The sequence below is a fragment of the Pseudomonas sp. BF-R-01 genome, assembly GCF_019946615.1.
Taxonomy (GTDB): domain Bacteria; phylum Pseudomonadota; class Gammaproteobacteria; order Pseudomonadales; family Pseudomonadaceae; genus Aquipseudomonas; species Aquipseudomonas migulae.
Genome location: NZ_JAGYFX010000007.1, coordinates 1 through 18,438, shown reverse-complemented (window position 1 = coordinate 18,438; position 18,438 = coordinate 1). Strand labels below are relative to the sequence as shown.

Below are 18,438 nucleotides of genomic sequence, written 5' to 3'. Positions count from 1 at the left end.
TGCTACTCCTATAGAGCCTCAAATACCTGCGCCTAACGCCCCATTCAGCCCAAGGCCTGCCAATGCCGAAATCTGTTGACCGTATTCCGCCGATGCCACGTATTCAGGCGCTTGACCCGAAACGATCCGAGCAGAGCTGGGAGAGTGCGCCGCAGCTGCTGGCCGCCCTCAACGGCGCACGTTTGGGCGCCTGGTATTGGGACATCGAGCGCGGGCAGATCAGTTGGTCGCGGGGTACGCAGGCGCTGTTCGGTTTCGACCCCCGGCAACCCTTGCCGGCGGATCTGGAATACCTCGACCTGTTGCCCCCGGAGGATCGAGCGAAAACCCTCCGTGCCTTCCACGCGGTAATCGCCGGCGCGCCACTGGAACAGGCGATGCATCACCGCATTCGCTGGCCCGACGGCAGCCTGCACTGGCTGGAGATCAACGGCAGCCTGCTGCCGGACAAACACGGGCGACCACGCATGATCGGGGTAATCCGCGAGATCACCCACCAGCGTCAGCGCGAACAGGCGTTGAGCAGCTCGGAAAAACGCTTCGCGACGCTGTTTCACCTGTGCCCGAACATGGTGTTGCTGACTCGCCAGGAAGACGGCCTGATCACCGAAGCCAACCAGTATTTCGAAAGCCTGTTCGGCTGGCCGGTGCAAAACGCGATTGGCCGCACCACGCTGGAACTGGGCCTTTGGGTGCACCCGGAGCAACGGGAGAAACTGGTCAAGGCGACCAAGGCCAAAGGTGAGCTGGTCAGCATGGAGGTGCAGTTCCGCGCCAGTAATGGCCAGGTCCACGACGGTATTCTCAGCGCGCAAAAAGTCGAGCTCGAGGGCCAGCCCTATCTGCTCAGCACTTTCCTCGACACCACTGAACGCAAGGCTGCCGAACTCGCCTTGAAAGACAGCCAGGAGCGCCTCGATCTGGCGCTGGACTCGGCGCAGCTCGGCACCTGGGACTGGCACATTCCCAGCGGTATGTTGTATGGCTCGGCCCGCGCCGCGCAGTTGCACGGACTGGACCCCATACCGTTCCATGAATCCTTCGACGAGTTTTTCGAAGGCGTGCCCGGCGAGGAGCGCGACAGCATGCGCGATGCCTATCGCAGCCTGCGCGAAGGCCCGGCCGGCAACTATCAGTTGACCTACCGCGTGCAGCTGGAGGACGGCACTTCGCGTTACCTGGAAAGCCGCGCCCGCCTCTACCGCGATGAAAACGGCGCACCGCTACGCATGGCGGGGACCTTGCTGGACATTACCGATCAGGTCGAACGCGAACAGAAGCTGGTCGCCTCCGAAGAGAAATTTGCCACCCTGTTCCAGGTCAGCCCGGACCCGATCTGCGTTACTCGCCAGGACACCGGCCAGTTCATCGAGATCAACTCCAGTTTCACCCAGACCTTCGGCTGGAGCACCGCCGAGGTGATTGGTCGCAGCGCCGACGAAATCGGCCTGTGGGACGCCTCGGCGAAAAGCCTGCGCCGGATCGAACAAGTCATCCGCGAACAAGGCCTGAACAACGTCGCCATCATCGTCCAGCACAAGGACGGCCAGTCGCTGACCTGCGTGATTTCCAGCCGCCAGATCAGTGTCGGCGACCAGCCGTGCATCGTTACCACTTTGCGTGATATCACCCAGCAACAACGTTCGGAAGCGGCGCTCAAGGCCAGCGAGGAGAAGTTCGCCAAGGCCTTCCACTCCAGCCCCGACGCCATCACCATCACCGAACGCGACACCGGGCGCTATCTGGAGGTCAACGACGGTTTCTGCCGCCTGACCGGCTACCGCGCCGATGAAGTCGTCGGCCGCACGGTGTACCAGGTCGGCATCTGGGCCGAAGAAAAACAACGCTCGGCGCTGCTGGCCGAGCTGCAGATCAAGGGCCGCGTGCATCATCAGGAAATGCTTGGGCGCAACAAGCATGGCGACTTGCTGACCGTCGAAGTCTCGGTAGAACCGATCACCCTCAATGAAACCGCGTGCCTGCTGCTGACCGCGCGGGACGTCAGCCTGTTGAAAAACGCCGAAGCACAGATCCGCCACCTGGCCTACCACGACCCGCTGACCAACCTGCCGAACCGCGCACTGCTGATGGATCGCCTGAGCCAGCAGATCGCCCTGCTCAAACGCCACAACCTGCGCGGCGCCCTGATGTTTCTGGACCTCGACCACTTCAAGCACATCAACGATTCGCTCGGCCACCCGGTGGGCGACACGGTGCTGAAGATCATCACTGCGCGCCTCGAAGCCAGCGTGCGCATGGAAGACACCGTGGCACGCCTGGGCGGTGACGAATTCGTGGTGCTGCTCAGCGGCCTGGAAGGTTCGCGCAATGAAGTCAGCGAGCAGGTCCGCGAGCTGGCGGACACCTTGCGCGAACTGCTGTCGGAACCGATGTTCCTCGACGGCCAGCGCCTGCAAGTGACACCGAGTATCGGTATCGCGCTGATTCCCGATCATGGTTCGACCCCGACCGACCTGCTCAAACGCGCCGACATCGCGCTGTATCGGGCCAAGGACTCGGGACGCAACACCACCCAGATGTATCACAACACCATGCAGAAGGCCGCCAGTGAACGCCTGCGCATGGAGACCGACCTGCGCCTGGCCCTTTCCCGGGGCGAATTCGACGTGCATTACCAGCCGCAGGTGGACGCCCGCGACAATCGCATCGTCGGCGCCGAAGCGCTGGTGCGCTGGAACCATCCGGAATTGGGCGCGCAATCGCCGACTGAATTCATCAAGGTCCTGGAAGACAGCGGACTGATTCTGGAAGTCGGCACCTGGATCGTCGACGAAGCCTGCGACGCCTTTAAACAGTTGATCGCCAAGGGCCTGATCGACCCACTCGACTTCAGCCTGTGCGTGAACATCAGCCCACGACAATTCCGCCAGAACGACTTCGTCGAGCGCATCGAGCTCAGCCTCGCCACCCACGGCCTGCCCTGCTCGCTGCTGAAACTGGAAATCACCGAAGGCATCGTCATCCAGAATCTGGAAGACACCATCAGCAAAATGCGCCGCCTGAAAAAACTCGGCATCAGCTTCGCCATGGACGACTTCGGCACCGGTTATTCCTCGCTGACTTACCTCAAGCGATTGCCGGTCGACACCCTGAAAATCGACCAGTCGTTCATTCGCGATGCGACTACCGACCCGAACGACGCCGAGATCATCCGCGCCATCGTCGCCATGGCCCGCAGTCTGGAGTTGAAAGTGATTGCCGAAGGGGTGGAGACGCCGGAACAGTTGGAGTTTTTGCAGGGGCTGGGCTGCCATTTTTATCAGGGCTATCTGCACAGCCAGCCGCTGCCGGTGGAAGCGTTCCAGAAACTCCTGAAATAACCCGCACCCTGTAGGAGCGAGCCTGCTCGCGATGGTCGTCAACGATGACGCGCACTGTCTGGATAAACGCGTCGCCCAGAAGTCCATCGCGAGCAAGCTCGCTCCTACAGGTGGATTGCGGGCACAAAAAAGGGCGCCATTGGCGCCCTTTTTCATTGCCCCGCCTTAGTGCTGCAAAGCGGGTTTTTGCGTCCCGTTGATTGGGATGCGTTTGGCTTTCGCCTCTTCCGGAATGACACGCAGCAGGTCGATGCTCAACAGACCGTTGCTCAGGTCGGCGGCCTTGATCTCGATATGGTCCGCCAGGCGGAACGACAGTTTGAACGCGCGCTGGGCGATGCCTTGATGCAGGAAGGTCACGCCTTCAGTTGCGTCGCGTTTGCCGCCACTGATGGTCAGCACACCTTTCTCGACTTGCAGGTCCAGGTCTTCTTCCTGGAAACCGGCGGCCGCTACAACGATGCGGTATTGATCGTCACCGTGTTTTTCCACGTTGTAAGGTGGATAGGTGCTGCCTGGCTCGTTGCGCAGGGCGGTTTCGAACAGGTCGTTGAAACGGTCGAAGCCTACCGAGGAACGGAACAGTGGGGCCAAGGAAAATGCAGTAGTCATGGTTCAAATCTCCTGAAAACAATCAGCAAGTTTTTTGTCTCCGCGACCCGAATTCGGCATCGCGTAATCCTTAGATAGGGACCGCTGATTGCATTTCAAGAGATTATTTCGAGATTTTTTCAGGCCGCTTCGGCTACCTGCAACCCCAGTAAACGCGAAACCTGATCCAGTTCGGTTTCACGGCGAAGCAGGGTGAACAGCTCAACCGCCTCGGGATAATTGCGGGTCAGCATCGCCAGCCACTGCTTCAGGCGACCGGGCGATTGGCGTGGCGTCATCTGGGCTTTGGCTTGCAGCCAGAAGTCCTGAATCAGCGGCAGCAGCTCGGCCCAAGTCATCTCGACCACCTCTTCACCGGCACGGGCGGCGGCGATCTGTCGGGCCAGATCCGGACGCGACACCAGCCCGCGACCGAGCATGATGTCTTCCACGCCGCTGATTTCGCGGCAGCGGCGCCAGTCTTCGACGCTCCAGATATCACCGTTGGCGAATACCGGCACCTTGACCACTTCCTGCACGCGAGGGATCCACTCCCAATGCGCCGGCGGCTTGTAGCCGTCCATCTTGGTCCGCGCATGCACCACGATGTGCTCCGCGCCGCCTTCGGCCAGGGCCGTGGCGCAGACCAGCGAACTGTCAGGGCTGTCGAAGCCGAGACGCATTTTCGCGGTGACCGGAATGTGCGCCGGAACGGCGCGACGGACTTGCTCGACGATCTGGTTCAGCAGCTCGGGCTCTTTGAGCAATACCGCGCCGCCACGGGACTTATTGACGGTCTTGGCCGGGCAGCCGAAGTTCAGGTCGATGACTTCGGAACCCAGCTCACAGGCCAGCGCGGCGTTTTCTGCCAGGCACACCGGGTCGGAACCCAACAGCTGCACGCGCAATGGCACGCCGGAAGCGGTGCGCGCATCCGTCAGCAGTTCAGGACCGAACCTGTGGAAATAGGCAGGGGTGAGCAGTTGGTCGTTGATCCGGATGAACTCGGTCACACACCAATCGATACCGCCCACACGGGTCAGCACGTCCCGCAGGATGTTGTCGACCAACCCCTCCATGGGCGCCAAAGCAATTTGCATGAAAAACACACTCGACGAAAAACGTGCGGCAGTTTACTGGTTTCGGCGGTTAGAAGGTATTTCGTCAGACCGGGCGGTGTTGATTGTGCGGACGCCTTCGCGGGCAAGCCACGCTCCTACAGGTTTTGTGTCGTTCCGCCATTATGCGAACGACACAAAACCTGTAGGAGCGAGGCTTGCCCGCGAAGGGTTCAATTAAATCGCGACTTGCAACGCCGGGCCGTAACCTTCGATGAACTCCGCCGGCATGCGCTTGGGTTTGCCCGTGGACAGCTCAATGCAGACAAACGTGGTTTGCGCGCGCAGTAACGTGGTGTTGTCGCTCGGGCGCTTGAGCTGGAAGTGTCGAGTCATTTTCAGGCGCTGGTCCCAATCGACGATCCAGGTCGCCAATTGCAACTCATCGCCTTCATAGGCTGCCGCCAGGTAATCGATTTCGTGCCGCACCACCGCCATCGCCCGATCCAGCCGCCGGTACTCGACCAGATCGAGGCCGAGCCGCTGCGAGTGGCGCCAGGCGCAGCGTTCGAGCCAGGTCACGTATACCGCGTTATTCGCGTGCCCCAACCCGTCGATGTCCTCGGCGTCCACCGCAAGATCAATGATAAATGGCGTTGCCCGATCCCAGCCCATGCCCCACTCCCGGTCAGATGATGTCGACCGGGGCAGTGTAACGGATGCTCAGGCCGATTGGCGCGATTGCAGGCTGCGACCGGCCAGCAGTGATAACACGCCATCAATCACCCGCGGGTCGGCAAGCACCCGTTGATGACCGCCCTCCTCCAGCCGCAGCAAGCGACTGTCGAACCAGGCCTCGTGGATCAACTGGGACTCCTTGACCGGGACGAAGTTGTCGTCTTCGGCATGAACGATCAGGCCAGGCATGTCGAGCTGATAACGCGAGACATCCAATGCAGCCGCGCGCATGCCGACGTCTTTTTCGACTTGGCGAATGAACGCCGAACGGGCTTTTGGCGGTAGCCGCACATAGCGGGCAAAACCTCTCAGAACCCCGAGAATCCGCGCCGGAGCGCCAATGGTCACCAGGGTTTCGGTGCGCAGGCCCAACTGAACGGCGAGCATGGCGCTGGCACCGCCCATCGAGTGACCGATGACCGCTTGCAGCGGCGGCAACTCGGCAGCGGCCTCAAGCATGGCCCGGGCGAACAGCACGACGTTGGCTTCGTTGCCCGGCGAACGACCGTGAGCCGGACCGTCCAGGGCGACTACGGTATAGCCGGCGTCAACCAGCGCGGTGATCAGGCTGGCAAACTGCGTTGGCCGACCTTCCCAACCGTGCATCAGCAATACCGCCGGGCCTTGCCCCCAGCGCAACGCCGAGAGGCCGAAACGAAGTGTGATGCGCTCGGATTTCGCCAATAACGGCAATTCCCAATCACGCGGCGGCAGATCCCGCGGCGTCATGAACGCCAGTCGCATTTTGCTCGCGACCAGTTTCGGTGCAAACCAGCCCAAGGTGCCATTAACGCCACGAACCCACTTTAACGTGCTCATCGCTCTCACTCCTCAGGCCATTGCCTTCAGGTCATTGCACCGCCGACTTGGCGGCACGCAGCAATCGATCAGACAACTCTCCCGGCCCCAGCGCCCGCGCCAGAGCCAATCCACCGACCATCAAGGCCATGTCGGCCAGGGCTTTGTCGGTGTCTTCCGGGCTGGCCGCCAACTGCGCGACCATCATTTCCACGTGTTCATTCAACGCCACCCGAAATGCGTCCGGCAGGCGTCCCAGCTCGCCGACGGAGGCCGGGATCGGGCACGCGGATTCAGAGGAATCCCGGTGTTTGCGTGACAGGTAAAACGCCGCCACCAACGCGCGACGCTCTTCGCCGGTCAATTCGGCGTCCATGTCAGCGATCAAGCTACGGCGGTGACCGAGCAGTTGCTTGAACGCTTCCAGCATCATCGCGTCCTTGCTTTCGAAGTGCGCATAGAAGCCGCCAACCGTCAGGCCGGCTGCGCCCATCACTTCGCCCACGCTCGGTTCGGCCGGGCCACGCTGAATCAGCGCTGCGCTGGCGGCCTTGAGAATGCGTTCGCGGGTTTGAGCTTTTTTATCGTTCATCGTTGCCTCCGAATATTACGACTAGAATATTATTCTCATAATAATTTTCCGCAAGTCGTAGATGTGACCGCTGGTCTGAAGAACAGTTTGAGAGAAATGGGGGATTTGGCCAAACGCCAGACAAACAAAAGGGCCATTCAATAATTGAATGACCCTTATAAAATCCCGCAGAGCGGGTAATCGTGGCGTCCCCTAGGGGACTCGAACCCCTGTTACCGCCGTGAAAGGGCGGTGTCCTAGGCCACTAGACGAAGGGGACGCAAAACCTTCTATACAACTGATCAGTGCTGAGAGCTGATCGATTCAAGGCCGGTGTGGCCAGACCTTGAACTGTAAAATTGGTGGAGCTAGACGGGATCGAACCGTCGACCTCTTGCATGCCATGCAAGCGCTCTCCCAGCTGAGCTATAGCCCCGGATTTTTCGCCTCGCGGCGGAGCGACATCTTGCGACATCGCTTCTGTAAAACTGGCGTCCCCTAGGGGACTCGAACCCCTGTTACCGCCGTGAAAGGGCGGTGTCCTAGGCCACTAGACGAAGGGGACGCAAACCCTTCTATACAACAGATCAACGCTGAGTGTTGATCGCTTCAAGGCCGGTGTGGCCAAACCTTGAAGTGTAAATTGGTGGAGCTAGACGGGATCGAACCGTCGACCTCTTGCATGCCATGCAAGCGCTCTCCCAGCTGAGCTATAGCCCCTCATCGCTGAGGACGGGGCGAATCTTAATGGCGCTTCGGAAACGTGTCAAATTTATTTTTAACAATTTCCAAAGTTTTTTGCCGACATAACAATCACTTACCGCCCTCCCCCCGTAAATCCGGGGTATACATCGATCTGTAGGAGCCAGGCTTGCCGGCGAACGGGACGCCTCGGTGTGTCTGGCACACCGCGTCATCGTTCTTCGCGAGCAAGCAACGCTCCTACAGGACGGTGTTCATCAGGCGATGTTGCCCAGGAGTTTTTCCCACTCCTTGTTTTCCTTCTTCGACACGCCACCGAGCAGGTCGATGGCCTGGCGCAGACGGAAACGCGTCAGGTCCGGGCCGAGGATTTCCATCGCATCCAGCACCGACACCGAACTCGCCTGACCAGTGATCGCTGCGAACATCAGCGGCATGGCGTCACGCAGCTTCAATTCCAGGGACTCGACCACCGCTTGAATGGTCGCGGTGATGCTGTCCTTCTCCCACTGACGCAGGCTTTCCAGTTTCCACAGAATCAACTGCATCAACTGACGAACCTGATCGCCCGACAGCTTTTTCGATTCAAACAGCTTGGCATCCGGGTTCACGCCACCGGCGAAGAAGAACCCGGCCAGCGGTGCGACCTGGCTGAAGGTTTCAACGCGGCCCTGCACGTGCGGCGCGATCTTCATCATGTACTCGGGGTTCAGCGCCCAGGTCTGCAAACGGCTGGCGAACTCTTCCACCGGCAGGTCACGCAACCACTGGCCGTTGAGCCACGACAGTTTCTCGATGTCGAAAATCGGCCCACCGAGGGAGACGCGGCTCAGGTCGAAGTTATCGACCATTTCCTGCAGCGAGAACTTCTCGCGCTCGTCCGGCATCGACCAGCCCATGCGCCCCAGGTAGTTGAGCATCGCTTCCGGCATGAAGCCCATGCGCTCGTAGAACGTCACCGAGGTCGGGTTCTTGCGCTTGGACAGCTTGCTCTTGTCCGGGTTACGCAGCAGCGGCATGTAGCACAGCTCCGGCTGTTCCCAGCCGAAGTATTCGTACAGAAGAATCAGTTTTGGCGCCGAAGGCAGCCATTCTTCGCCACGCAGCACGTGGGTGATGCCCATCAGGTGGTCATCGACCACGTTGGCCAGGAAGTACGTCGGCAGGCCGTCGGTCTTCATCAGGACTTGCATGTCCATGCGATCCCACGGGATCTCGACGTCGCCACGCAGCATGTCCGGCACCACGCACACGCCTTCGCTCGGCACCTTCATGCGGATCACGTGCGGTTCGCCAGCGGCCAGGCGACGTGCAACTTCTTCCTTGGACAGCAGCAGCGCACGACCGTCGTAACGCGGAGTTTCGCCGCGAGACATTTGCTCGGCGCGCATCTGGTCCAGCTCTTCAGCGGTGCAGAAGCACGGGAAGGCATGGCCCATCTCGACCAATTGCTGGCAATACTTCTGATAGATATCGCCGCGCTCGCTTTGACGGTAAGGACCGTGCGGGCCGCCGACGTCCGGGCCTTCGCTCCAGTCGATGCCCAACCAGCGCAGGGCGTCGAAAATCTGCTGTTCGGACTCGCGGGTCGAACGCAACTGATCGGTGTCTTCGATCCGCAGGATGAACTCACCGCCGTGCTGCTTGGCAAAGCAGTAGTTGAACAAAGCGATGTAAGCGGTACCTACGTGGGGGTCCCCGGTAGGCGATGGCGCGATGCGCGTGCGGACGGTGGTCATGGCAAGTCTCGAAATGAAGATAAAACAAAGGGCGAATGGTAACAGGCGTTGCCCGCCCGGCTCCAGTGAGCAGGGCATTTAAGCCAAGTTTGCGTCTACAACGGGCCTGGGCCGGGATGAATGGTGGATTATCAGCCGATGGCATTTACCCACTATCGACTGTATGACAAATTCGCCTGCTGATAACTTTCCTTACAATTTCTCGACTACAGTTTGCCCCATGCCTGCCCAACTCAAGCGTCGCCTGTCTTTTTTCCTGCTGATCGTCCTGCTGATTGCCGGGGCCTTGTTTGCCCAGTGGTTCTTCAAAGGACGGTTTTATGAAAGCACCGATAACGCCTATGTCCAGGGCGAGATCACCCGTGTGTCGAGCCAGCTGGGCGCACGCATCGATCAGGTGCTGGTGCAGGACAACCAGCACGTCGAAAAGGGCCAGTTGCTGATCAAGCTCGAAGGCGATGACTTCCACCTCGCTGTCGACCGCGCCAACGCCGCCCTCGCCACCCGCCAGGCCGAACGCCTGCAAGCCCAGAGCAAACTGACGCAACAAGCCAGCCTGATCGCCTCCAGCGAAGCGCAAGTCGCATCCAGCCAGGCCAGCCTCGGTCGCTCGCAGATCGACCTGTCCCGCGCGCAAACCCTGCGCAAACCCGGCTACGTGTCGGAAGAACGCGTGACGACCCTTTCCGCCGATACCCACATCGCCCGCTCGCAGGTGACCAAGGCCCAGGCAGACGCACAAAGTCAGCGCCAGCAAGTCAACTCCCTCAGCGCCGAGATCAAGCGCCTCGACGCGATGATCGCCAACGCCAAGACCGATCTGGCGCAGGCGGAATTGAACCTGACCCGCAGTGAAATCCACGCGCCCATCAGCGGCATGATCGGCCAGCGTGCCGCCCGCGAAGGCCAATACGTGCAGGCCGGCGCTTATTTGCTGTCGATCGTCCCGGATCAGGACATCTGGATTCAGGCCAACTTCAAGGAAACCCAGATCGGCCACATGCAGCCTGGCCAGAAAGCCGAACTGACCTTCGACGCCTACGGCGATACGCCAATCGAAGCGCGGGTCGACAGCCTGTTCGCTGCCTCGGGCGCACAGTTCAGCCTGTTGCCGCCGGACAATGCCACGGGCAATTTCACCAAAGTCGTACAACGGATTCCGGTAAAACTGACCTTCGCCGCGGACAACCCGCTGCACGGCAAGATTCGTCCGGGCATGTCGGTCACCGCCAAAGTGAACATCAAAGACACCCCTGACGATGGCCGGTGATCAACTGATCCGCCCGGCCGGCGAACCGACCCGGCGGGACTGGATCGCCGTGATGAGCGTGATGCTCGGCGCCTTCATGGCGGTGCTCGATATCCAGATCACCAACTCGTCGCTCAAGGACATTCAAGGCGCGCTGTCGGCGACGCTTGAAGAAGGCTCATGGATTTCCACGTCGTACCTGGTCGCGGAAATCATCATGATTCCGCTGACGGCGTGGCTGGTGCAGCTGCTGTCCGCACGCCGCCTGGCGGTGTGGGTTTCGCTTGGATTTCTTGCCTCGTCCCTGCTCTGCTCGATGGCGTGGAGCCTGGAAAGCATGATCATTTTCCGCGCGCTGCAAGGCTTCACCGGCGGCGCGCTGATCCCGCTGGCGTTCACCCTGACGCTGATCAAGCTTCCCGAACACCATCGCGCCAAAGGCATGGCCATGTTCGCCATGACCGCAACGTTCGCGCCCTCCATCGGCCCGACGCTTGGCGGCTGGCTGACGGAAAACTGGGGCTGGGAATACATCTTCTACATCAACATCCCGCCGGGCCTGATCATGATCGCCGGCCTGATGTATGGCCTGGAGAAAAAAGAAGCGCACTGGGAACTGCTGAAAAGCACCGACTACATGGGGATTCTTACGCTCGGTATCGGCCTTGGCTGCCTGCAGGTTTTTCTGGAGGAAGGCCATCGCAAGGACTGGCTGGAATCAAACCTGATCGTGACCCTGGGCAGCATCGCGCTGATCAGCCTGATCACCTTTGTGATCGTGCAGTTTTCCAAACCCAATCCGCTGATCAACCTCGGGATCCTGGGCAATCGCAACTTCGGCTTATCGAGTATTTCCAGCCTGGGAATGGGGGTCGGGCTGTACGGTTCGATCTTTCTGTTGCCGCTGTACCTGGCGCAGATCCAGAACTACAACGCCCTGCAGATCGGCGAAGTGATCATGTGGATGGGCGTGCCGCAGCTGTTCCTGATTCCGCTGGTACCGAAGCTGATGAAGGTCATCTCGCCGAAATGGCTGTGCACCCTGGGCTTCGGCTTGTTCGGCCTGGCGAGTTTTTCCTCGGGGGTGCTGAACCCGGATTTCGCCGGGCCGCAGTTCAACCAGATCCAGATCATCCGCGCACTCGGCCAGCCCCTGATCATGGTGACCATCTCGCTGATCGCCACCGCGTATATCCTGCCGCAGGACGCGGGCTCGGCGTCGAGCCTGTTCAACATCCTGCGCAACCTCGGCGGCGCCATTGGCATCGCCCTCCTCGCCACGTTGCTGGATGCGCGAACCAAGACCTACTTTGATTATTTGCGTGAATCGATTGTGCCGAGCAACCCGCAGGTCGCCGAGCGCATGGCGTCGCTGACGGACCGGTTAGGCAGTGAAGCAGCGGCGCTGGGCAAGCTCAGTGAGATTGCCCATCAACAGGCGTCGATCATGGCTTACAACGATGCGTTTCATTTTGTCGGGATTGCGCTGGGGATCAGCATGATTGCGGTGTTGTTGACCAAGCAGTTGCCGGCGGGGCTGAAGGCTGGCGAAGCACATTGAGTTTTTGTGGTGCTTTTACTGGCCTCTTCGCGGGCAAGCCTCGCTCCTACAGGTTTTGAGTCGTTTTTCAATTATGCGAACGACACAAAACCTGTAGGAGCGAGGCTTGCCCGCGAAGAGGCCCGCATATTCACCACAAATCTCAAACCGCGATCAACCGCTCCCGCAGCTTGGCAATCTCGTCGCGCATCTGCGCCGCCGCCTCGAATTCCAGGTCGCGGGCCAGTTGGTACATCTTCTCTTCCAGCGCCTTGATCCGCTTGGCGACTTCGCCCGGCGAACGCAATTCCGCTTCGTACCTGGCGTTCTCCTCGGCAGCCTTGGCCATGCCTTTGCGCTTCTTGCTGCGCGAACCCGGCACGGTGGCGCCTTCCATGATGTCGGCGACGTCCTTGAACACACCCTTCGGCGTAATGCCGTTGGCCAGGTTGAAGGCGACCTGCTTGTCGCGACGACGCTCGGTTTCACCGATCGCCCGCTCCATGGAACCGGTGATGCGATCCGCATACAGAATCGCCCGACCGTTGAGGTTACGCGCCGCGCGACCGATGGTCTGAATCAGCGAGCGCTCGGAACGCAGGAAGCCTTCCTTGTCCGCATCGAGAATCGCCACCAAGGACACTTCCGGCATGTCCAGGCCTTCACGCAACAGGTTGATCCCCACCAGCACATCAAACGTGCCAAGGCGCAAATCGCGGATGATTTCCACGCGCTCCACAGTGTCGATGTCCGAGTGCAGATAACGTACGCGCACGCCATGGTCGGCCAGGTAATCGGTCAAGTCTTCGGCCATGCGCTTGGTCAGCGTCGTGACCAATACCCGCTCATCCACTGCAGCGCGCTTGGTGATTTCCGAAAGCAGATCGTCGACCTGGGTCAACGCCGGACGGATTTCGATTTGCGGGTCCACCAGGCCGGTCGGACGCACCACCATATCAATGACACGCCCGGCGTGTTCCGCCTCGTAGTTGCCCGGCGTGGCCGAGACAAAAATCGTTTGCGGGCTGATGCCTTCGAACTCGTCGAAGCGCATTGGCCGGTTGTCCAGCGCCGACGGCAGGCGGAAACCGTATTCCACCAGCGTTTCCTTGCGTGAGCGGTCGCCCTTATACATGGCGCCGACTTGCGGCACGCTGACGTGGGATTCGTCGATCACCAGCAAGGCGTCGGCCGGCAAGTAATCGAACAAGGTCGGCGGCGCCTGACCTGGATCGCGCCCCGAGAGGTAGCGGGAATAGTTTTCGATGCCGTTGCAGTAGCCCAGTTCGAGAATCATCTCCAGGTCGAAACGGGTACGTTGTTCGAGGCGCTGCGCCTCCACCAGTTTGTTGTTGGAGCGCAGGTATTCCAGGCGCTCCTGCAATTCGACCTTGATCCCCTCGATGGCGTCGAGCAGGGTTTCTCGCGGCGTCACGTAGTGGCTTTTCGGGTAGAAGGTGAAACGCGGCAGCTTGCGGATCACCTCCCCCGTCAGCGGATCGAAGGCCGACAGGCTCTCGACTTCGTCGTCGAACAGCTCGATACGGATCGCTTCGAAATCGGATTCTGCCGGGTGGATATCGATCACATCACCGCGCACGCGGAAGGTCGCACGGGCGAAATCCATGTCGTTGCGGGTGTATTGCAAATCGGCGAGACGGCGCAGCAAGGCGCGCTGATCGAGCTTGTCACCACGATCCACGTGCAACACCATTTTCAAATAGGTTTCCGGACTGCCCAGACCGTAGATGCACGACACCGTGGTGACGATGATCGCGTCCTTGCGCTCCAGCAGCGCTTTGGTCGCCGAGAGTCGCATTTGCTCGATGTGATCGTTGATCGAGGCGTCTTTCTCGATGAAGGTGTCCGAGGAAGGCACATACGCTTCAGGCTGGTAGTAGTCGTAGTAGGAAACGAAATACTCGACAGCGTTGTTCGGGAAAAACGCCTTGAATTCGCCGTACAACTGCGCGGCCAGGGTCTTGTTTGGCGCCAGTACCAGCGTCGGGCGCTGAACCTGGGCGATGACATTGGCGATGCTGAACGTTTTGCCCGAACCGGTCACACCGAGCAACGTCTGGTGCGCCAGCCCGGCCTCGATGCCCTCGACCATCAGGCGGATGGCTTCCGGCTGGTCGCCGGCGGGCTCGAAGCGGGTGACTAGCTGGAATTCAGACATGAAATACCTCTGGGTTCACCCGTACGCGGTCAAACCGGACAGGAACGAGAAAGACCGCAAACGACCGACGTCGCCCGAGGAAAAAACTGGATTGTGCTCAATGTGGAGTCGATTGCCCTCGCTTTCAAGGCAAACGTCCTACATCCCTTGAAGCCTCTGACGCGATCAATCGACTAACGGTCGAAAAATAATCGGAAAAACTTACGGTAAAAGCCGAATCGACTGTCGCCATCAATCGCGGATGACCTCTATACTAGCTCCCCGTTTGTGCACCGCTCTAGTGCATTCGGCTGGAGCGCGACACGTCCCTCCACACTCCATTCAGAGCCGCCGCAAAAATGAGCCTGTTCTCCGCTGTCGAAATGGCACCACGCGATCCAATCCTGGGCCTCAACGAAGCATTCAACGCCGATACCCGTACCAACAAGGTCAACCTGGGGGTCGGTGTTTACTGCAACGAGGAGGGGCGAATTCCACTCCTGCGCGCCGTTGTCGAAGCCGAGACGATTCGCGTCGCTCAACACGCTTCCCGTGGCTACTTGCCGATCGACGGCATCGCTGCCTACGACCAGGCCGTGCAAAAACTGCTGTTTGGCAATGACTCGCCGCTGATCGCTGCTGGCCGCGTCATCACCACTCAGGCCGTTGGCGGTACTGGCGCACTGAAAATCGGTGCCGACTTCCTCAAGCAACTGCTGCCGAACGCCGTCGTGGCGATCAGTGACCCGAGCTGGGAAAACCACCGCGCGCTGTTCGAAACCGCTGGTTTCCCGGTGCAGAACTATCGTTACTACGACGCCGCGACCCACGACGTTAACCGTACCGGCCTGCTGGAAGACCTGAACGCCCTGCCGTCCGGCTCGATCGTTGTGCTGCACGCCTGCTGCCACAACCCGACCGGTGTTGACCTGAGCCCGGCGGACTGGAAAAACGTTCTGGAGGTGGTGAAAGCCAAAGGTCACGTGCCGTTCCTCGACATGGCCTACCAGGGCTTTGGCGATGGCATCGACGAAGACGCCGCAGCCGTGCGTCTGTTCGCTGAGTCGGGCCTGACTTTCTTCGTCTCCAGCTCGTTCTCCAAATCGTTCTCGCTGTACGGCGAGCGCGTTGGCGCCCTGTCGATCGTCAGCGAATCGAAAGAAGAAAGCGCGCGCGTGCTGTCGCAGGTCAAGCGCGTGATCCGCACCAACTACTCCAACCCGCCGACCCACGGTGCAAGCATCGTTGCCGCTGTATTGAACAGCCCGGAACTGCGCGCCCAGTGGGAAGAAGAACTGGCAGAGATGCGCCTGCGGATTCGCGGCATGCGCACCCAGATGGTTGACCTGCTGGCGAAACAGGCTCCTCAGCGCGATTTCAGCTTTGTCGGTCGTCAGCGCGGCATGTTCTCCTACTCCGGCCTGACGGTTGAGCAAGTGACCCGTCTGCGCAGCGAGTTCGGCATCTACGCCCTGGACACCGGCCGCATCTGCGTTGCCGCACTGAACCAGAGCAACATCGACGTGGTGACCAAGGCCATCGTTGCGGTGATCTGAGTCGTGCGGTGATACGAAAAACGGGAAGCCCTTGGGCTTCCCGTTTTTTATTGACCGCAGATTATTCTCAACCCGACAACCAAGCCCTCTAGACTGCACACATCTACTTTGTAGGAGCCAGCTTGCTGGCGATGGCGTCCGTCCCGTCAATAAACAGGCTGGCTGACCCACCGCTATCGCCGGCAAGCCAGCTCCTACAGTGTTTGTGTACACCACCGGATTCGATGTGAGCCGATATGAAAAACGATGACCTGCGCGCTGAGCGCGATGACCTGGATGACCTGAATGACTTCATCCCCCGCACCCCGGCCAAACGCGGCAACAACCTGGTGCTGCAAGTGGCTGCGGGGGTCTTTCTTGGCGGCCTGGCGCTGTGGCTGGTTCAACTGGGCGCGACACTGCTGTACGCCAAACTGATGCTCGCCACCATTACGTTCGGCGGTTAAGCCAGTTCGGTCGCGCGTTGGCTGGCTGCATCGTCATAAGCGACGTACAGCGACTCGGCGACCTGGCTTTTGATGGCCTTGGTACTTTCCAGGCCCAGGACAAAACCTTCGGCCTTGCCGCCAGCGCGATTCAATTCGTCAGCGGTGCTGGCCTGAGTGATTGCGTCGAACAGTTTTTCGGCGTGCGGACCGACCCCTTTGGGCAGGCTGATCTGAGCGATGCTCATGCGAACACCTCGTTGTGGCGAAGTGTGAGGGTTGGGTGATTCATGGCGCGTACCTTTTCGGCGAATGGCCGGCAGCGCGTGTCACCACTTCCGGGCGGCCATGGTAGACCTCTGGTGCGATTCTGGTAACCGCCAATCGCCGATAAACCGCCGTCCGTCCCGACGAATCGCTCAAATTGCCAACAGGTGCTTGACTTCTCTTTTTGAATCAGTAACATACACGCCATTCCGCGATAGCTCAGTTGGTAGAGCAAGTGACTGTTAATCACTGGGTCCCTGGTTCGAGTCCAGGTCGTGGAGCCAGACAGCAAGATCGAAAAGCCCCTGAATCGAAAGGTTCAGGGGCTTTTTTGTGGGCGGTGGAAAAGATGACTTAAGACCTGTAGGAGCCGGCTTGCCGGCGATGAGGGCCTTGAATAATGCATCGTTCTCAAGGCCGCCATCGCCGGCAAGCCGGCTCCTACAGTACGGGGTCATGTCATGTAAAAAGGCGCCCCTGGGGGCGCCTTTTTTATTCAGACATGTTCACTGCTTTTGACATGCACCGCCTTCGGCTCGCCATGCCCATGATCCGTCTCTATCACCGGGATCTCCTTCCCGTCGCAGTCATGCAACTTGCCTTCGCTGAAGTAATCCCCTTCGCGCAGCGCTGCCAGATCCTGATAGCGCAGGACTCGCTCAGTACCGGCAGCAAACACCGACTGCTGATCCGAGTTGCCGGCAGTGAGGTGGTTGAAGGCCAGGTTCAGCACGATGGCCATGATTGCCGAGGAGCTGATGCCCGAGTGGAAGATCGTCGCGAACCAGCTTGGGAAGTGGTCGTAAAAGTTCGGCGCGGCAATGGGGATCATGCCGAAACCGATGGACGTGGCGACGATGATCAGATTGACGTTGTTGCGGTAGTCGACCTTGGACAGCGTACGAATTCCGCTGGCCGCCACGGTGCCGAACAGCACGATCCCGGCGCCGCCGAGCACGGAGGTCGGTACCGCGGCGATAACCCGCCCCATGAAGGGCAGCAGGCCGAGGATCACCAGAAACAAGCCGCCGGTAGCCACCACATAACGGCTCTTGATCCCGGTCACCGCCACCAGCCCGACGTTCTGGGCGAACGCACTCTGGGTGAAAGAACCGAAGATCGGCGCGATCATGCTCGACAGCATGTCGGCGCGCAGACCGTTGCCCAGACGCTTGGAGTCGACTTTGGTGTCGATGATTTCACCGACCGCGAGGATGTCCGCCGAGGTTTCGACCAGCGTCACCATGACCACGATGCACATCGACAGGATCGCAGCGAAGTGGAAGGTCGGCATGCCGAAGTGGAATGGCGTGGGGAAGCCGAACATCGGGCCCTGGGCAACGGACGAGAAGTCCGCCATGCCGAGGAATACCGCGATGAGCGTGCCGATGACCATGGCCAGCAGAATCGACAACCGGGAGATGGTCGCGCTGCCGATCTTGCTCAGCAACAACACCAGCACCAGCGTTACCGCCGCCAGGCCGATGTTCGCCATGCTGCCGAAATCCGGCGCATGGCTGTTGCCACCCATGGCCCAGCGCGCGGCCACCGGCATCAGCGTCAGGCCGATGGTGGTGATCACGATGCCCGTCACCAACGGCGGGAAGAACTTGGTAATTCGCGAGAACACCGGCGTGATCAGCAAACCGATCAACGACGCGGCAATCACCGCACCCAGAATCGACTGAAACCCGCCCTCCCCGCC

At 60.0% G+C, this 18,438-nt stretch carries 14 protein-coding genes and 5 tRNA genes; 6 read left to right on the top strand and 13 right to left on the bottom strand.

What is annotated here, in order from left to right:
• Positions 1-62: 62 nt before the first annotated feature.
• The gene (locus KGB27_RS04735) at positions 63-3,341 is read left to right on the top strand and encodes a PAS domain S-box protein (RefSeq protein ID WP_008028304.1); all 3,279 of its coding nucleotides are present in this window, start codon (positions 63-65) and stop codon (positions 3,339-3,341) included.
• Positions 3,342-3,506: 165 nt separating this feature from the next.
• On the opposite strand, the gene KGB27_RS04730 is transcribed toward KGB27_RS04735, so the two are convergent.
• The 10 genes from KGB27_RS04730 to gltX all read right to left on the bottom strand — a co-directional run bounded on the left by KGB27_RS04730 (position 3,507) and on the right by gltX (position 9,538).
• Positions 3,507-3,953, bottom strand: a complete 447-nt coding sequence (locus tag KGB27_RS04730; RefSeq protein ID WP_008028306.1) for an Hsp20 family protein — start codon at positions 3,951-3,953, stop codon at positions 3,507-3,509.
• Positions 3,954-4,072: 119 nt separating this feature from the next.
• Positions 4,073-5,032: a tRNA dihydrouridine synthase gene (locus tag KGB27_RS04725; protein ID WP_223553338.1), complete on the bottom strand. Its 960-nt coding sequence runs from the start codon at positions 5,030-5,032 to the stop codon at positions 4,073-4,075.
• A 195-nt stretch (positions 5,033-5,227) separates the two neighbouring features.
• On the bottom strand, positions 5,228-5,665 hold the full coding sequence (locus tag KGB27_RS04720) for an acyl-CoA thioesterase (protein ID WP_008037643.1): 438 nt from the start codon (positions 5,663-5,665) through the stop codon (positions 5,228-5,230).
• Between the two features lie 48 nt (positions 5,666-5,713).
• On the bottom strand, positions 5,714-6,547 hold the full coding sequence (locus KGB27_RS04715) for an alpha/beta fold hydrolase (protein ID WP_008037646.1): 834 nt from the start codon (positions 6,545-6,547) through the stop codon (positions 5,714-5,716).
• A 31-nt stretch (positions 6,548-6,578) separates the two neighbouring features.
• Positions 6,579-7,118, bottom strand: a complete 540-nt coding sequence (locus KGB27_RS04710) for a TetR/AcrR family transcriptional regulator (RefSeq protein ID WP_008037648.1) — start codon at positions 7,116-7,118, stop codon at positions 6,579-6,581.
• A 183-nt stretch (positions 7,119-7,301) separates the two neighbouring features.
• Positions 7,302-7,377 (bottom strand) — tRNA-Glu (locus KGB27_RS04705).
• An 80-nt stretch (positions 7,378-7,457) separates the two neighbouring features.
• Positions 7,458-7,533: transfer RNA gene (locus KGB27_RS04700), tRNA-Ala, on the bottom strand.
• Positions 7,534-7,586: 53 nt separating this feature from the next.
• Positions 7,587-7,662 (bottom strand) — tRNA-Glu (locus KGB27_RS04695).
• A 79-nt stretch (positions 7,663-7,741) separates the two neighbouring features.
• Positions 7,742-7,817 (bottom strand) — tRNA-Ala (locus KGB27_RS04690).
• A 239-nt stretch (positions 7,818-8,056) separates the two neighbouring features.
• Positions 8,057-9,538, bottom strand: a complete 1,482-nt coding sequence (gltX, locus tag KGB27_RS04685) for a glutamate--tRNA ligase (protein WP_223553335.1) — start codon at positions 9,536-9,538, stop codon at positions 8,057-8,059.
• Positions 9,539-9,758: 220 nt separating this feature from the next.
• On the opposite strand from gltX, the gene KGB27_RS04680 reads away from it, so the two are divergent.
• Together KGB27_RS04680 and KGB27_RS04675 are read left to right on the top strand one after the other, a co-directional pair.
• Positions 9,759-10,808 carry an HlyD family secretion protein gene (locus KGB27_RS04680; protein ID WP_192416862.1) on the top strand — a complete coding sequence of 350 codons (1,050 nt, stop codon included), beginning with the start codon at positions 9,759-9,761 and terminating at the stop codon, positions 10,806-10,808.
• Positions 10,809-10,857: 49 nt separating this feature from the next.
• Positions 10,858-12,348 carry an MDR family MFS transporter gene (locus KGB27_RS04675; RefSeq protein WP_192226583.1) on the top strand — a complete coding sequence of 497 codons (1,491 nt, stop codon included), beginning with the start codon at positions 10,858-10,860 and terminating at the stop codon, positions 12,346-12,348.
• A 142-nt stretch (positions 12,349-12,490) separates the two neighbouring features.
• Here the strand turns inward: KGB27_RS04675 and uvrB are convergent, their stop codons facing one another.
• Positions 12,491-14,506, bottom strand: a complete 2,016-nt coding sequence (gene uvrB, locus KGB27_RS04670; RefSeq protein WP_223553334.1) for an excinuclease ABC subunit UvrB — start codon at positions 14,504-14,506, stop codon at positions 12,491-12,493.
• 338 nt (positions 14,507-14,844) lie between these two features.
• Between uvrB and KGB27_RS04665 the strand changes: the two genes are divergently transcribed.
• The gene (locus KGB27_RS04665; protein WP_008028323.1) at positions 14,845-16,041 is read left to right on the top strand and encodes an amino acid aminotransferase; all 1,197 of its coding nucleotides are present in this window, start codon (positions 14,845-14,847) and stop codon (positions 16,039-16,041) included.
• A gap of 236 nt (positions 16,042-16,277) precedes the next feature.
• Positions 16,278-16,487 (top strand): hypothetical protein, encoded by a 210-nt coding sequence (locus KGB27_RS04660; protein ID WP_008028325.1) that lies wholly within the window; start codon positions 16,278-16,280, stop codon positions 16,485-16,487.
• On the opposite strand, the gene KGB27_RS04655 is transcribed toward KGB27_RS04660, so the two are convergent.
• Positions 16,484-16,714 carry a hypothetical protein gene (locus tag KGB27_RS04655; RefSeq protein WP_008007186.1) on the bottom strand — a complete coding sequence of 77 codons (231 nt, stop codon included), beginning with the start codon at positions 16,712-16,714 and terminating at the stop codon, positions 16,484-16,486. The genes KGB27_RS04660 and KGB27_RS04655 overlap by 4 nt on opposite strands.
• Before the next feature lie 227 nt (positions 16,715-16,941).
• Here KGB27_RS04655 and KGB27_RS04650 point away from each other — a divergent pair.
• Positions 16,942-17,017: transfer RNA gene (locus KGB27_RS04650), tRNA-Asn, on the top strand.
• Positions 17,018-17,229: 212 nt separating this feature from the next.
• Here the strand turns inward: KGB27_RS04650 and KGB27_RS04645 are convergent.
• Positions 17,230-18,438, bottom strand: a 1,209-nt coding sequence (locus tag KGB27_RS04645) for a nucleobase:cation symporter-2 family protein (RefSeq protein WP_223553333.1), incomplete at its 5' end; no start/stop codon positions are given.